This is a genomic window from Paenarthrobacter sp. NPDC092416, assembly GCF_044755025.1.
GTDB lineage: Bacteria > Actinomycetota > Actinomycetes > Actinomycetales > Micrococcaceae > Arthrobacter.
Genome location: NZ_JBIVQG010000007.1, coordinates 43931 through 59561 on the forward strand (window position 1 = coordinate 43931; position 15631 = coordinate 59561).

At 62.1% G+C, this 15631-nt stretch carries 12 protein-coding genes; 8 read left to right on the forward strand and 4 right to left on the reverse strand.

Going from position 1 to position 15631, the window contains the following annotated elements; translation table 11 throughout:
• The first annotated feature begins 22 nt into the window (after nt 1-22).
• The 3 genes from ACIQC5_RS14185 (at nt 23) to ACIQC5_RS14195 (ending at nt 2847) form a co-directional block, all read left to right on the forward strand.
• Complete coding sequence (locus ACIQC5_RS14185) at nt 23-682, forward strand: ATP-dependent Clp protease proteolytic subunit (protein WP_078108671.1); 660 nt, start codon at nt 23-25, stop codon at nt 680-682.
• A gap of 182 nt (nt 683-864) precedes the next feature.
• Nucleotides 865-2154 (forward strand): ATP-dependent Clp protease ATP-binding subunit ClpX, encoded by a 1290-nt coding sequence (clpX, locus tag ACIQC5_RS14190; protein WP_400283350.1) that lies wholly within the window; start codon nt 865-867, stop codon nt 2152-2154.
• A 78-nt stretch (nt 2155-2232) separates the two neighbouring features.
• Nucleotides 2233-2847, forward strand: coding sequence for a DsbA family protein (locus ACIQC5_RS14195; protein WP_400283352.1), 615 nt, complete (start codon nt 2233-2235; stop codon nt 2845-2847).
• On the opposite strand, the gene ACIQC5_RS14200 is transcribed toward ACIQC5_RS14195, so the two are convergent.
• Both ACIQC5_RS14200 and valS read right to left on the reverse strand, forming a co-directional pair.
• Nucleotides 2848-3723, reverse strand: coding sequence for an Fpg/Nei family DNA glycosylase (locus ACIQC5_RS14200; protein ID WP_400283355.1), 876 nt, complete (start codon nt 3721-3723; stop codon nt 2848-2850).
• Between the two features lie 444 nt (nt 3724-4167).
• A complete protein-coding gene (valS, locus tag ACIQC5_RS14205) occupies nt 4168-6789 on the reverse strand; it encodes a valine--tRNA ligase (RefSeq protein WP_400283358.1) in 2622 nt (873 codons plus the stop codon).
• A 72-nt stretch (nt 6790-6861) separates the two neighbouring features.
• Here valS and ACIQC5_RS14210 point away from each other — a divergent pair, with 72 nt between their 5' ends.
• On the forward strand, nt 6862-7641 hold the full coding sequence (locus ACIQC5_RS14210; protein WP_400283361.1) for an SDR family oxidoreductase: 780 nt from the start codon (nt 6862-6864) through the stop codon (nt 7639-7641).
• Nucleotides 7642-7702: 61 nt separating this feature from the next.
• Here the strand turns inward: ACIQC5_RS14210 and ACIQC5_RS14215 are convergent, their stop codons facing one another.
• Nucleotides 7703-8737, reverse strand: a complete 1035-nt coding sequence (locus tag ACIQC5_RS14215) for an endonuclease/exonuclease/phosphatase family protein (protein WP_400283363.1) — start codon at nt 8735-8737, stop codon at nt 7703-7705.
• Between the two features lie 357 nt (nt 8738-9094).
• Between ACIQC5_RS14215 and ileS the strand changes: the two genes are divergently transcribed.
• From ileS to ndk, 4 genes are read left to right on the forward strand one after another with little or no spacing between them, the layout of a single operon-like run.
• Nucleotides 9095-12382 carry an isoleucine--tRNA ligase gene (gene ileS / locus ACIQC5_RS14220; RefSeq protein WP_400283366.1) on the forward strand — a complete coding sequence of 1096 codons (3288 nt, stop codon included), beginning with the start codon at nt 9095-9097 and terminating at the stop codon, nt 12380-12382.
• A 3-nt stretch (nt 12383-12385) separates the two neighbouring features.
• Nucleotides 12386-13747, forward strand: a complete 1362-nt coding sequence (locus tag ACIQC5_RS14225) for a bifunctional folylpolyglutamate synthase/dihydrofolate synthase (RefSeq protein WP_400283367.1) — start codon at nt 12386-12388, stop codon at nt 13745-13747.
• A gap of 2 nt (nt 13748-13749) precedes the next feature.
• Nucleotides 13750-14202: a DUF4233 domain-containing protein gene (locus tag ACIQC5_RS14230; protein WP_400283370.1), complete on the forward strand. Its 453-nt coding sequence runs from the start codon at nt 13750-13752 to the stop codon at nt 14200-14202.
• A 37-nt stretch (nt 14203-14239) separates the two neighbouring features.
• Complete coding sequence (ndk, locus tag ACIQC5_RS14235) at nt 14240-14659, forward strand: nucleoside-diphosphate kinase (protein ID WP_400283373.1); 420 nt, start codon at nt 14240-14242, stop codon at nt 14657-14659.
• An 84-nt stretch (nt 14660-14743) separates the two neighbouring features.
• On the opposite strand, the gene ACIQC5_RS14240 is transcribed toward ndk, so the two are convergent.
• Nucleotides 14744-15415 carry a vitamin K epoxide reductase family protein gene (locus ACIQC5_RS14240; RefSeq protein WP_400283375.1) on the reverse strand — a complete coding sequence of 224 codons (672 nt, stop codon included), beginning with the start codon at nt 15413-15415 and terminating at the stop codon, nt 14744-14746.
• Between the last annotated feature and the right edge of the window lie 216 nt (nt 15416-15631).

A 15631-nucleotide genomic window follows, 5' to 3' on the forward strand; every position in this document is an offset into this window, starting at 1 on the left:
CTGAAAACCAGGAGTAAAGAACATGAACTACAACTTCGGATGGTCTGCCGGTAACCTCCCGTCCAGCCGCTACGTCCTGCCCCAGTTCGAAGAGCGTACGCCGTACGGCTTCAAGCGCCAGGACCCGTACACCAAGCTGTTCGAGGACCGCATCATCTTCCTCGGGGTCCAGGTGGACGACGCTTCCGCCGATGACATCATGGCCCAGCTGTTGGTGCTTGAGTCTACGGACCCGGACCGCGACATCACCCTCTACATCAACTCGCCAGGCGGTTCCTTTACGGCCATGACGGCGATCTACGACACCATGCAGTACATCCGTCCCGAGATCCAGACGGTGTGCCTTGGCCAAGCCGCCAGCGCCGCCGCGGTGCTGCTTGCGGCCGGTACGCCGGGCAAGCGTCTGGCACTGCCGAACGCACGCGTTCTGATCCACCAGCCCGCCCTGTCCGGTGGCCAGGGTGGCCAGGCTTCCGACCTTGAGATCCAGGCGGCCGAGGTCATGCGCATGCGTACTTGGCTCGAGGACACGCTCGCGCACCACTCGGGCCGCACCTCGGAGCAGGTCAACAACGACATCGAGCGTGACAAGATCCTGACCGCTGCCGAGGCCATGGATTACGGTCTGATCGACCAGGTTCTGGACTCCAGGAAGATCAAGCCCCAGGCAATCGCCAGGTAGCACGCGGAAAATAACGCCGGTGCGGTTCGCGAAATATGGACCGCACCGGCGTTCTGTTTCCACCCAACCAGCCCATTGTGACCTAGAGTGGAAGTTGTCACGGTGGTGCCAACCGCGGACAGGCCGCACACTGAGTACGGCTGCGGAGCCGCCCCACCCGCATGTAACGAAGGGATTCCCACATGGCTCGGATTGGCGAGAGCACGGATCTGCTGAAGTGTTCTTTCTGCGGAAAGAGCCAGAAGCAGGTGCGGAAGCTGATAGCCGGGCCCGGCGTCTACATTTGCGATGAGTGCATCGAACTCTGCAACGAGATCATCGAAGAGGAACTTGCGGAGGTCTCTGACCTGGGCAGTTTCGAACTGCCCAAGCCGCGGGAGATCTTCGACTTCCTGCAGGAATACGTCATCGGTCAAGAACCGGCCAAGCGCTCCCTGGCCGTTGCCGTCTACAACCATTACAAGCGCATCCAGGCCGGGCATGCTCCCAAGACCGGGAGCCTGGGCGAGGGCACACACCACGAGGATGTGGAGATTGCCAAGTCCAACATCCTGCTGATTGGCCCCACGGGTTGCGGCAAGACGTATCTTGCCCAGACACTGGCCCGGCGGCTCAATGTTCCCTTCGCGGTTGCTGATGCCACCGCCTTGACTGAAGCGGGTTACGTCGGTGAGGACGTCGAGAACATCCTGCTGAAGCTCATCCAGGCTGCCGACTATGACGTCAAAAAGGCCGAGCAGGGCATCATCTACATCGACGAAATCGACAAAATTTCCCGCAAAAGCGAGAACCCGTCCATCACCAGGGACGTCTCCGGTGAGGGCGTGCAGCAAGCTTTGTTGAAGATCCTCGAGGGAACGGTGGCATCTGTGCCTCCACAGGGTGGTCGTAAGCACCCCCACCAGGAATTCATCCAGATCGACACCACCAATGTTCTCTTCATCGTGGCCGGGGCATTTGCCGGCCTGGAGGAAATCATTGGTTCGCGGTCCGGGCGCAAGGGCATCGGTTTCGGGGCTCCCTTGAACGAAGCCCGTGACAACGTTGATACGTACGGCGAGGTCATGCCGGAGGACCTGCTCAAGTTTGGACTGATTCCGGAATTCATTGGCCGGCTCCCTGTAATTACCACCGTCTCCAACTTGGACCGGCCAGCGCTCATCCAGATTCTTTCCACGCCCAAGAACGCCCTGGTCAAGCAGTACCAGAAGATGTTCCAGTTGGATGGCGTGGAATTGCAGTTCGAGGACGACGCCTTGGATTCGATTGCGGATCAGGCGCTTGAGCGTGGCACGGGTGCACGTGGACTCCGGGCCATCATGGAAGAAGTTCTCCTGCCTGTGATGTTCGATCTCCCCAGCAGGGATGACATCGCCACCGTGGTGATCACCGGCGATGTTGTTACCAAGAAGGCCCAGCCCACCATGATCGCCCACGACGTCGTGGCGAAGCGCCGGAATAAGTCGGCCTGACGCTCCGTTGGCATAGGCAGTGGCTGCTCGATTGAGCCCACGCCCCTGCCCCGCTTCCACTCTTCCGAGGAGTTCCCTGTGCCTGAACAGACCGTCAACAAGGCCGATTTCTGGTTCGACCCCGCTTGCCCGTTTGCATGGATCACCTCACGGTGGATCGGCGAAGTCGAGGAAGTCCGCGGAATTGAGACGGAATGGCACGTCATGAGCCTCTCGGTCCTCAACGAGGGTCGGGAGCTTCCGGCCGATTACCGCGCGAAAATGGACGCCAATTGGGGTCCGGTCCGTGTCATCATCGCAGCCCAGGAACTCCACGGCAGCGGCTATGTGAAGCCTCTGTATGACGCCATGGGGGAGCAGATCCACCACGAAGGAAACAAGGACCTTGACTCCGTTATCGAGAAGGCCCTCGCGGAGGCCGGACTTCCTGCGGAGCTTGCACGCTTCGCAGATTCCGACGAATACGATCAGCAGCTACGGGCAAGCCACGAATCCGGCATTTCCCTGGTTGGCCAAGATGTAGGAACGCCCGTGGTGGCAGTTAACGGAACGGCATTCTTTGGACCGGTGCTGACCAGGATCCCTCGTGGCGAACAGGCTGGCGAAATCTGGGATGCTGCTGTGACGCTGGCTGGCTACCCGCATTTCTTCGAACTGAAGCGCAGCCGTACCGAACGCCCTGAATTCAACTAGCTACTTCAGGAATCGGGAGGTTCTCCGGTCGGCGAGAACTTTGCCGCCGGTTTGGCAGGTGGCGCAATACTGGAGTGAGGTGTCCGCGAAGGACACCTCACGGACGGTATCACCACAGACTGGGCACGGCAGTCCCGTGCGTGCGTGAACCCTGAAGTTGCTGCGTTTGGTGTCCTTCAGCTCGCTGGAGGGCTTCCCGGCCGCCGCCGCGACTGCTTCCCTCAGGACCGTTTGAAGAGAGTCATAGAGGTGGGTCACGCTGTCTTGGTCCAGCGACTTCGCAATGGCGAACGGTGAGATCTTTGCTGCGTGCAGGATTTCATCGCTGTAGGCATTGCCGATTCCGGCTATGACGCTTTGGCTACGGAGGAGGCCCTTGATCTGTTGCGAACTCCCTGAAGTAATTGCTGCCAGTGCACTGGCGTCAAACCCGATGCTGAGGGGATCGGGTCCCAGCGTTGCGATACCTGGAACGTCGAGAGGATCACGGACCACATAGATGGCCAAGCTCTTCTTGGTCCCCGCCTCAGTCAGGTCCAATCCGAGATGGGCGTCGTCGGTCGGCCTGTGAAGAAGGAGCCTCGCGGCGATGTTGCTCTTGCCCATCCGGAGTTCAGCCGAGGACGGATGTTCCGTGTACCTGACCCAGCCCGCACGGGCCAGGTGGAAGACGAAGAACAGCCCGTCGGCGTCGAGAGCGACGAATTTTCCATACCGCGTGGCTCCGCGTATCGTCCGGCCTTCCAGCATCGTGTAGGGCGGATCGGCGGTCTTGAGGGCTGAGAAGGAATTGATCCGCACGTTGGTGAGCACGGCTCCCTCAAGTCGGGAATCCAAGTACGTGCACAGGCCGTGCACTTCGGGAAGTTCCGGCATGGTCCCTACTTTGCCACATGGCACCGCGGCTCGACCCGAAAACCAGCGGACAAAAGCCAAACAATAACGGGACGAAGGACGCTGCAAAATTACAGGAATGTAGTTTTGCGAAGGGGCTTGTGCGTTGCTCGCAGCGGGACAACAATAGAACTTACCCACTTCGAAAGAAGAGGGACACGGAAACCAAAGATTCAGTGATATGCAACCGACGCAGCCTTTGGCAAAGTTGGAAGCAAGCTACCTGTGACGAGGTAGGAAGACCTGAAATTCCGAGGATTCCGCCAGACTGTCAAGTCGTCAACAGACAGCCGAAAAGTCGAAGCCCCACCAACGGCAAAACGCTGATGGGGCTTCCCCTTTGCCCGAAAACTTTTCCCGGGATGCAAACCTGCGTAAATCGGCGGGTGCCCGTGAATTCAGGCCCCGCCGATTTAGTGAGAACTGCTAAGACGCTGGCGTTTCCTCCGCAGGCGCCAGGACAACATCGCTGACGGTCAATTCGCCTTCGCCCGATTGGAGGGTGATCTCCTGTGCGTTCGCGGCAGCCTTCAGGTCTCCCAGGCCGGCTTTCAACTGGGATACGAGTACCTCGGTGGCAGTGATCGTTGCAGACACGACTTCAGTGCGCTGCTTGACCTTGGCCTCGGATTTGGCCTTGCGGATGCCACTGAGTGCGACGCCCACAGTGCCCAGCATGGTGGTGTCGCCGTCGGTGATTTCCAAGGCGGCAGGCCACTCGGCACGGTGCACCGAAGCGTTGCGCCACCAGCTCCAGACCTCTTCGGTGGCGAAGGGCAAGAACGGGGCGAACAAGCGAAGCAGGGCATCAAGGGTGGTGGCCAGTGCGGCCAGCACAGAAGCCTGCTCGGTTTCGCCGGCAGCACCATACGCGCGGTCCTTGATCAGCTCAACATAGTCGTCGGTGAACTGCCAGAAGAACGACTCGGTGATCTGCAGCGCCCGTGCGTAGTCGTAGTTCTCGAACGCCTTGGTCGCCTGGGCTACGACGTCCGACAACTGCGCCAGAAGCGCGCGGTCCAACGGGTTTGTCAGCACGGAGAGATCAGCGGAAACCACAGAGTTTTCGGTGGCACCGAGGTTCAGGACGAACTTCGACGCGTTCAGCAGCTTGATGGCCAGGCGGCGGCCGATCTTCATTTGTGCGATCTCGTAGGCTGTGTCCGCGCCGAGCTTGGCCGAGGCGGCCCAGTAGCGGACAGCGTCAGAGCCGAACTCGTTCAGGACATCGGTGGGCACAACGACGTTGCCCTTCGATTTGGACATCTTCTTGCGGTCCGGGTCCAGAATCCAGCCGGAGATGGCAGCGTGCTTCCACGGTGCGCTCTTCTGCAGTGCATCGGCGCGGACTGCAGAGGAGAACAGCCATGTACGAATGATGTCGTGCCCCTGAGGGCGGAGATCGAAGGGGTAGACCTTGCTGAACAGTTCCTCGTCGCGGCTCCAGCCACCTACGATCTGCGGGGTCAGGGATGACGTGGCCCACGTGTCCAGGACGTCGGCGTCGCCCGTGAAGCCGTTGGGCTGATCGCGCTGCGACTCGTCGAATCCGGGCGCTGCGTCCGCGGCCGGATCCACTGGGAGCATTGCATCTGAGGGCAGGACAGGGTTGTCGTAGTCGGGGTTGCCCTGCGCGTCCAAGGGGTACCACACGGGGATGGGCACGCCGAAGAAGCGCTGGCGGGATACAAGCCAGTCACCGTTCAGGCCGGCGATCCAGTTCTCGTAGCGGGACCGCATGAACGCGGGGTGGAAGTTGATTTCCTGGCCGCGGCCGATCAGGCGTTCACGGCGTTCTTCGTCGCGCCCGCCGTTGCGGATGTACCACTGACGGGAGGTCACAACTTCGAGGGGCTTGTCGCCCTTTTCGAAGAAGTTCACCGGGTGGGTGATCTTCTTGGGCTCGCCGTCCAGGAGGTCGGCGGCCACGAGCAGTTCCACCACGGCTTCCTTGGCCGAGAACGCGGTCTTACCGGCGATCGCGGCGTAGGCTTCCTTGCCGGCGTCGGTGGTGATCCAGTCCGGGGTCTCGGCAATGATGCGGCCGTCGCGGCCCATGATGGCGCGTGTGGGCAGCTGCAATTCGCGCCACCAGGTGACGTCGGTCAGGTCGCCGAACGTACAGACCATGGCGATGCCGGAGCCTTTGTCCGCCTTGGCCAGCGGGTGGGCCTTGACCTCAAGTTCAACCTCGAACAGTGGGGAGGTGACGGTCTTGCCGAACAGTGGCTGGTACCGCTCGTCGTCGGGATTGGCCACCAACGCCGCGCAGGCTGCGAGGAGCTCGGGACGCGTAGTCTCGATGAAGATCTTTTCGCCGTCTTCGGTGAAGAACGGGTAGCGGTAGTACGCACCTGCAACCTCGCGGTCCTCAAGCTCAGCCTGCGCAACCGCGGTGCGGAACGTGACGTCCCAGAGAGTGGGGGCTTCGGCCATGTAGGCGTCGCCGGCGGCGAGGTTGGCCAGGAAGGCGCGCTGCGATACGGCACGGGAAGTGTCGTCAATCGTGCGGTACGTCAGGTCCCAGTCGACGGAGAGGCCGAGGGTCTGGAACAGGTTTTCGAAGACTTTCTCGTCCTCAACGGCGAGTTCCTCGCACAGTTCGATGAAGTTCTGCCGGGACACGACGTCGAAGTCGCGCTGGTTCTTGGCCGGCTGCGCGGGCGGGCGGTAGTCAGCGTTGTAAGGGATGGCGGGATCGCAGCGAACACCGTAGTAGTTCTGGACGCGCCGCTCGGTGGGCAGCCCATTGTCGTCCCAGCCCATGGGGTAGAAGACGTTCTTGCCGGTCATGCGCATGTAGCGCGCCTGGACGTCAGTCTGGGTGAACGAGAACATGTGGCCCACGTGGAGGGAACCCGAAGCCGTCGGTGGGGGAGTGTCGATCGAGTAGACCTGCTCCCGGGTGGTGTCAGGATTGAACTTGTAGGTTCCTTCTGACAGCCAGCGCTGCGTCAAAGCAGCTTCAAGGCCCTCAAGGGCCGGCTTGTCGGGAACGTTGATGGGGGCGGTGGCGGGCGTGTCTGTACCCTGCGTTGATTCAGCCATGGACCAATTGTTTCACGGCCTGGCGTTACAGCCCGCCGCACGACGACTCCGCACCCCCGATAGGGTAGTGCCATGACTTTGGCATCGCATCGGAATGTGGCAGCACAGAACAAGACGGCAGTAGTAACCGGCGCAAGCACGGGCATCGGCGAGGCCACAGTGCGGGCGCTTGCCGCCACAGGTTGGAAGGTCTTTGCAGTGGCACGCCGGGAAGACCGGCTCGGGGCCCTGGGTGCCGAGACGGGTGCCATTCCGTTCCCGGCCGACATCACCAGCGACGACGACGTTGCGCGCCTGCTGAGGGCCGTCGCCAAGGCCGGGGGCGCAGATACGCTCATCAACATTGCCGGCGGTGCACGTGGGGCAGACACTATCGCCAACGCCGACACGGACGATTGGGAATGGATGTACCAGGTCAATGTCCTGGGGACCATGAAAATTACCCGGGCGTTCCTGCCCATGTTGCGGGAGAACGGCGAGGGAACCGTCCTCAATCTCACATCGACCGCCGGACTGACGGCCTACGAAGGCGGCGCGGGATACAACGCCGCAAAGTTCGCCCAGCATGCCATGACCAACGCCCTTCGGTTGGAAGAGGTCGGCAACAACGTGCGGGTCATCGAGGTAGCCCCCGGGCTTGTCCACACCGAGGAATTCGCCCTGAACCGCTTGGGCGACAAGGACGCTGCTGCAAAGGTCTACGCCGGAGTGGAGAAGCCACTGACCGCGGAGGATGTGGCCGACGTCGTGAGGTACGCGGTCGCGCTGCCCCACCACGTCAACTTGGACCAGATCGTTGTCCGCCCCGTGGCACAGGCAGCCAACCACAAACTGATCCGCAAAGAAGCCTAGGGACGTTGCCGCGCCGCTAACGCGTTGCTGGCCAGCAACGCGTTAGCGGCCAAGGGACGTACTATCCAGCCGGGATGCTGAGCGTTGCCAGGATGGCTGCATGATCAGTGCCCGGAACCTGGCGGACCATATAGCCGCTGCTGCTGATGCGGGGCGTTGTCACCATGTGGTCGATGACGATCCCCGGCAGCGGCGGCCCCTCCCTGGGCCACGTCGGCGTGAGGCGACTGCCGGAAGCGACGCCAACGTCCACAAGTTTGGATCCATCCGGGCCCGAATCCAGCAAGTCCCGGAACTCGTGATGGTCATAGGTGGCGTTGAAGTCGCCCATCAGGAGTTGATTCCCTGGCCTTGAAGCCTGGCGGGCTACTGCCGCCAGGTCACTGCGCCACTGGGCGATCCGGGAATCCACGGGTGGAAGGGCATGAACGGTGGTGACGGTGAGGACGCTCTTGGCTCCGGCCGAGGCCACCGTGACACGCACCGTGGGCATCTGGAACGGCGTATCAGGCAGCATCCCTGCGGCCTCAAGGGGAAACTTCGAGTACAGGGCGCTCCCGGAAGCATCGTCCGTGGGGTCACTGAGGCGGTTCGGAAGGACCTCGCCCAGGCCCTCAGTCTGCAAACGGTCCTCCAGCCCTTGGGTATGCTCCTGGATGGCCAGAAGTTCGACGCCGTTCTCCCGGACCAAGCGGACGATCGCCGCCGCGTCGGCTTCCCCATATTCGGAGTTGACGCTCATGGCGCTCACAGTGACTGCCGCCGGCTGTCCTGACCCGGACGGCATCACCGGGCGACCGTAATCCAGCGGGAACAGCCAGAAGAGTTGCGCACCCAGCAGCGCCGCCGTCGTAATCATTGCCCAGACCCGGCGACCCAACAACGCCAGTACAAGGGCCAAGGCCGCAGGGAGTACAAGCCACGGTGTGAAGGACAATAGTTGTACCACTTGCAGGGGCCATTCCGTGGGGATGGCCCGGAACAGCGATAACCCGGCCACAGGCAATGCCACCAAGACAGCCAGCACTGACCAGGCCGGGGCTCCCAGGAGCTTGCGCGGGCGGACAGAAGGCGCAGCCAAGGATGGTTTCGTCATGACGTCGAGTCTATGCAGCGGGCCCTCTTCGAGCCTCCTCCCGTGGGATGAGCGCGCAAGTGGAGTGGAAAGCCATGCTGCCGCTAGACTTGAAGGACCAGCTTTGACCCGGCCATCACCGGTGAGCTTCCGGAAGAACAGTCCTGCGCGCCCTCACCAGCAAACAGAACACAGTAGAACCGGACGGGTAAGCCCGTCACAGCAGTAATGAGCGGCCGACACCGGAAGTTGCTTCCTCACCAGGAAGCGCCAGGGTTTCGGTAAGTGAGGTGGTACCGCGGTACCGGTGTTGACGCAGGTCAGCGCCGAAGCCGTCCTCGCATCCTGACAGTCCACCAGCTATCACCAGGATATGAGATGACTACCTACCCCAAGGCCTCAGCGGCGCCTTCCGGCACGCACGGCGTGTCCGCTTCCGTGAAGTTCCCGGAAATCGAAGAGCGCATCCTCAAATACTGGGATGAAGACGGCACCTTCCAGGCAAGCATCGACCAGCGCGAGGCAGGCACAGACGGCAGCAACGAGTTTGTCTTCTACGATGGCCCTCCCTTCGCCAACGGCCTCCCTCACTACGGCCACCTCTTGACGGGTTACGCCAAGGACCTGGTGGGTCGCTACCAAACGCAGCGGGGCAAGCGGGTCGAGCGCCGCTTCGGCTGGGACACCCATGGCCTTCCGGCCGAGCTCGAAGCCATGAAACAACTGGGCATGACCGACAAAACCCAGATTGAAGCCATGGGCATCGACAAGTTCAATGACGCCTGCCGCGCCTCGGTCATGAAGTACGCCAACGAATGGAAGGCCTACGTCACCCGCCAGGCCCGCTGGGTGGACTTCGACAACGACTACAAGACCCTCAACGTCGAGTACATGGAATCGGTCCTGTGGGCTTTCAAGCAGCTGCACGAAAAGGGCCTGACGTACAACGGGTACCGCGTCCTGCCGTACTGCTGGAAGGACGAGACCCCGCTCTCCAACCACGAGCTCCGCATGGACGACGACGTCTACAAGAACCGCCAGGACCAGACCGTCACGGTCACGTTCCCCATCAAGGCAGGGGAGTCGGAGCTTTCCACGGCACTCGAGGGCGTGCAGGCGCTCGCCTGGACCACCACGCCCTGGACGCTGCCCACCAACCTGGCGCTCGCCGTCGGGCCTGGGATCGCGTATGCCGTCCTGCCTGCTGGACCGAACGGCGTGAAGGCTGCCTCCGCAGAGGCCCCGGTTGCCGGCAGCTTCCTGCTGGCAGCTGACCTTGTGGGGTCTTACGCCAAGGACCTGGGGTACGACGACGCCGCTGCCGCGGCTGCCGCTGTGGTGTCCACCCACACGGGCGCCGAGCTGGCCGGGCTCGAGTACCAGCCGCTGTGGAACGACTTTGCCGATGCCGAGAAGTTCGGCACACAAAACGCCTGGCGCATCCTGGTGGCTGACTACGTCACTACCACCGACGGTACGGGCATTGTCCACCAGGCTCCGGCCTTCGGTGAAGATGACCAGAAGGTCTGTGAAGACGCCGGCATCCCGGTTGTTCTCTCCGTGGACGAGGGCGCCAAGTTCCTGCCCCTGTTTGCACACGGCGAACTGGCGTCCATCGTGGGCCTGCAGGTCTTCGATGCCAACAAGCCCATCACCCAGGTGCTCCGTGCAGATGGCCGGCTGGTCCGCCAGGCCAGCTATGAGCACAGCTACCCGCACTGCTGGCGCTGTCGGAACCCCCTGATCTACCGGGCCGTGTCTTCTTGGTATGTGGAAGTCACCAAGTTCAAGGACCGCATGTCCGAGCTGAACCAGGAGATCAACTGGATCCCGGGCAACGTTAAGGATGGCCAATTCGGCAAGTGGCTGGACAACGCCCGTGACTGGTCCATCAGCCGCAACCGCTACTGGGGCTCGCCGATCCCGGTGTGGCAGTCGGACGACCCGGAATACCCGCGTACGGACGTGTATGGCTCGTTGGCAGAGATGGAAGCGGACTTCGGCCGCCTGCCCGTCAACAACGAAGGACAGGTGGATTTGCACCGTCCCTTCATCGACGACCTGACCCGTCCCAACCCGGACGACCCCACAGGCAAATCCACCATGCGCCGCGTCGAGGACGTCCTGGACGTCTGGTTCGATTCCGGTTCCATGCCCTACGGCCAGGTGCACTATCCGTTCCAGAACCAGGACTGGTTCGACACCCACAACCCCGCGGACTTCATCGTGGAGTACATCGGCCAGACCCGTGGCTGGTTCTACATGCTCCACATCCTGTCCACGGCCTTGTTCGACCGCCCTGCGTTCCGCAACGTCATCAGCCACGGCATCGTGCTGGGCTCCGACGGCCAGAAGATGTCCAAGAGCCTGCGGAACTATCCGGACGTGTCCGAGGTCCTGGACCGCGACGGCTCGGACGCCATGCGGTGGTTCCTCATGTCCAGCCCCATCCTGCGCGGTGGCAACCTGATCGTCACCGAGCAGGGCATCCGCGACGGCGTGCGCCAGGTCATCCTGCCGCTCTGGAACGTCTACAGCTTCTTCACGCTGTACACGAACGCTGCCAACGGTGGCGCGGGATACGACGCGAAGCTGCGCTACGACGGCTACACAGACACGCTCGACCAGTACCTCATGGCAAACACCGGAGACCTGGTCCGCAACGTCACCGAAAGCCTGGATACCTACGACATCTCCGGTGCCTGTGATGAGCTGCGCAGTTACCTGGACATGCTCACCAATTGGTACGTCCGCCGTAGCCGGCAGCGGTTCTTTGACGAGAACGTTGATGCCTTCGATGCGCTGTACACGGCCCTCGAAGCCGTGTGCCGGGTGTCGGCGTCGCTGTTGCCGCTCGTCTCCGAGGAGATCTGGCGCGGACTCACCGGTGGCCGTTCGGTGCATTTGGCCGACTGGCCCGAGGCTTCGCTGTTCCCGGCCAACGCCGAACTGGTGGAGGCCATGGACCGCGTCCAGCAGATCTGCTCCACCGGTTCCAGCCTGCGCAAGGCTGCCAACCTTCGTGTGCGCCTGCCGCTGCAGGAACTGACCGTGGTGGCACCCGGGGCAGATGCGCTGGAAGGCTTTGCCGGCGTCGTCGCCGATGAATTGAACTTGCGCTCCGTCCGCTTGCTGGACGCTGCGACTGCCTCGCCGGAAGAATTCGGCATCGAGCAGAAGCTCGTGGTCAACGCCCGCGCCGCTGGCCCGCGCCTTGGCAAGAACGTCCAGCAGGCCATCAAGGGCTCCAAATCCGGTGACTGGTCTGTCAACGATTCAGGCGTCGTGGTGGCTGGTGGCCTTGAGCTTGAACCCCAGGAATACACGCTGGAGACTGTGGTGGCCGAAACGGCCGACGGCGGCTCTTCCGCCGTTGCTGTTCTGCCGGGTGGCGGCTTCGTGGTTTTGAACACCGAAGTCACGCCCGAGCTGGCTGCGGAAGGCCTGGCCCGTGACATGGTCCGGGCCATCCAGCAGGCCCGCAAGGACGCCGGGCTCAATGTGAGTGACCGCATCCGTACGTCCGTTGAGGCGGAGCAGGACGTTGTTGACGCCCTGAGCACCAACGCTGAACTCGTCAAGACCGAGACCCTGAGCCTTGAGCTGGAAGTCCTGCTGGCAAGCGTCAGCGAACCCCAGGTCACCGTCGAAAAAGTAGAGGCCTGATTCATGACTGACGAATTCTCTGTAGAAAGCGTCTACGCCGAGCTCTTGGGCCGTGCGCCCGAGAACAAGATGGAGCCGCGGCTTGCTCCGTTGTTCCGTGCCATGGATGTGCTGGGTGAGCCGAACAAGGCTTTCCCGATTATCCACATCACGGGCACCAACGGAAAGACGTCCACAGCGCGGATGATCGAGGCCGGGCTCCGTGCCCACGGACTCAGCACCGGCCGCTACACCAGCCCGCACCTGTCCAAGGTCACGGAGCGCATCAGTATTGATGGCGAGCCCGTGGCGGACGATACGTTCGTGCGTATCTGGGATGAGATCCGCCCGTACCTGGAAATCGTGGATAGCGAGCTCGTTGCCGATAACCAGCCGCGCCTCACGTACTTCGAATGCCTCACCATCCTTGGCTTCGCAGTCTTCGCCGACCAGCCAGTGGACGTCGCAGTATTCGAAGTCGGCCTCGGCGGCATCACCGATGCCACCAACGTCGGTGATGGCCAGGTGTCGGTCGTGACCCCGATTTCGCTGGACCACACGGATCTGCTGGGCGATACCACCGAGGATATTGCCTACGAGAAGGCCGGCATCATCAAGCCGGGTGGCTTCCTCGTCAGCGCTGCCCAGCCGGTGGATGCCGCGCAGGTGCTCTTGGAAAAGGCCCGCGAAGTGGACGTGCCCTTCCGCTTTGAAGGTGTCGAGTTCGGTGTGGAATCCCGTAGCGTCGCTGTCGGCGGCCAGGTCCTGACCATTCAAGGACTCGCCGGACGCTACGAAGACCTGCTGCTCCCTCTGCACGGCGCACACCAGGCAGAGAATGCTGCCGTTGCCGTGGCTGCCCTGGAAGCCTTCTTCGGCGGAGGAGAGAAGGAACTGGATGCGGACGTCCTCAAAGAAGCATTTGGCAATGTGACCTCGCCGGGCCGCTTGGAAGTACTGCGAACAGCCCCAACGGTCATCGTGGATGCCGCCCATAACCCGGAAGGAATCCGCGTATCGGCGGAGGCGATCCATGAGGCGTTCAACTTCAGCAAGCTTGTGGTGGTGGTGGGGGTCCTGCGGGAGAAGGACGCCGAGGAAATCCTGAAGACGCTCAAAGCGCAGTTGGGGGATCTCGTGGATGAATACTGCTTCACGCAATCCAATTCGCTCCGTGCTGTCCCCGCAGCGGAACTGGCCGAACTCGCCGTCGACCTCGGTTTTGGTGAGGACAACGTGCACATTGCGGAGAAGCTGGACGATGCCCTGGAATGGGCGATTGAGCGATCCGAGTCCAACGAAGACTTCGCTGGCGGCGTCCTGGTGACAGGGTCCATCACCTTGGTGGCTGAGGCACGCATCCTGCTCGGCAAGGCGGGTGCCTGACGGTGGCGAAACTGACCAAGGCGCAGCGTGAGTGGCGGCCGGGCATGCCCAAGAAGCGGCGTTCCACCAAGGTGATGTTCGCCTCCACGGTGCTGCTGCTTGAAGCGTTCGTGGCCTTCTTCGGCACACTGGTGGTCTTCGGCTTGAGGCGCGGCGAGGTGGCCCCCGGAATCATCCTTGGCGTGGGTATCACCTTGAGCGTTGTGCTGGTGCTGGCCTGCGCAGTCCTCAGCAAGCCCTGGGGCATGTACGTGGGCTGGGGCCTGCAGCTTCTCCTGATTCTGACGGGCTTCGCCGAGCCCACAATGTTCATTGTTGGTGTCCTCTTCGCGATCTGTTGGTGGTACGGCGTCCGCACCGGTATGAGGATTGACCGCGAGGTTGCCCAACGCGACCGCGAGCAAGCTGAATGGGACGCCTCGCACCGTGACGAGGCTGGCCCCGAAACCCCGTAAACTGGCTGGGAAACCCACCAACCACATTGGAGCAACTGTGAGCATTGAACGGACCCTTGTCCTGATCAAGCCCGACGGCGTGGCCCGCAACCTTAGCGGAAGCATCCTCGCCCGGATCGAAGCCAAGGGCTACACCCTGGCTGAGCTGAAGAAGGTCAACGCCACCCGCGAGCTGCTGGAGCAGCACTACGAGGAACACGTGGGCAAGCCGTTCTACGAGCCCCTGGTTGAGTTCATGCTCAGCGGTCCGGTTATTGCAGCCGTCTTCGAGGGCCACCGGGTGATCGAGGGCTTCCGCTCCTTGGCAGGCACCACGGACCCCACCACTGCTGCGCCGGGAACCATCCGTGGTGACTTCGGCCGCGACTGGGGCCTGGCCGTCCAGCAGAACCTCGTCCACGGCTCCGACTCCGTCGAGTCGGCAGAGCGCGAGATGAAGATCTGGTTCGCCAGCTAGGTACGCTTCACCGAGATGACAGTTAAGGCCAATGTTCGTGATGAACATTGGCCTTAACTGTCTTCTCGCGGCTTTGCGGACTGCTTAGTAGCCGGACGTGCCTGCGAAGACGTGGATGAATGCGAAGAAGATGGTGGCGATCACGGCCACGTACAGCAGCACAACGATGATCCAGCCGGAGTCGCCGAGCAGCTTGGCCAGTGCAGGCGGGGCCTTAATGACTCCATGGGAGACATTGCGGATGGTCACCCACACGAACATCGGGATCATAACGGCCCACACCACCATGCAGAACGGGCACAACACGTTGATGACATACAGGGCCTGCGACCACAGCCAAACAACGAAAGCGAAGCCAAGGGTCACGCCTGCCTGCAGGCCCAGCCAATAGCCGCGGGAGTACTTTGCCCCAGCCAACATCCCCATCGCGGTGGTAATGATCACGGCGAAGGCCACGATCCCGATAAACATGTTGGGGAAGCCGAACACGGAGCTCTGCGGGGTCTGCATCACGGCGCCGCAGGAAACCCAGGGATTCACGTCGCAAAGCGTGATGTGGTTGGGGTCCTTGAGAACTTCCAGTTTTTCAAGGACCAATGCGCCGGACGCCAACCAGCCCACGACCCCTGTGATCAGCAACAGCCAAGCAAACGGCTTGTCGCGGACTGATCCGGGAAGCCGCCATGTCTGGGTGTTCGTGTCTTCCACGGGGGTGGGCGCTTGGTTGGCCAGGTTCTCGCTGGCAGTGCTCGGCATCGCGGATGTGATCCTTTACAAAAGTGGCCCGGTCTTCCCGGGAACGGCTCTTGGGAGGATTCTAACGCCGCGGGCTGGGCGCAGCTCCCAGCTTCCGGAGCAGGTCACGGAGGGGGGTGCGACACAGCGCCCTACGCTCCGAATGCGTGGGGGTGTGAGAGAATGAACATGGCCGGAAGCCGATCCACATTCGGAATCCGGTCCGGTGACTTGTTC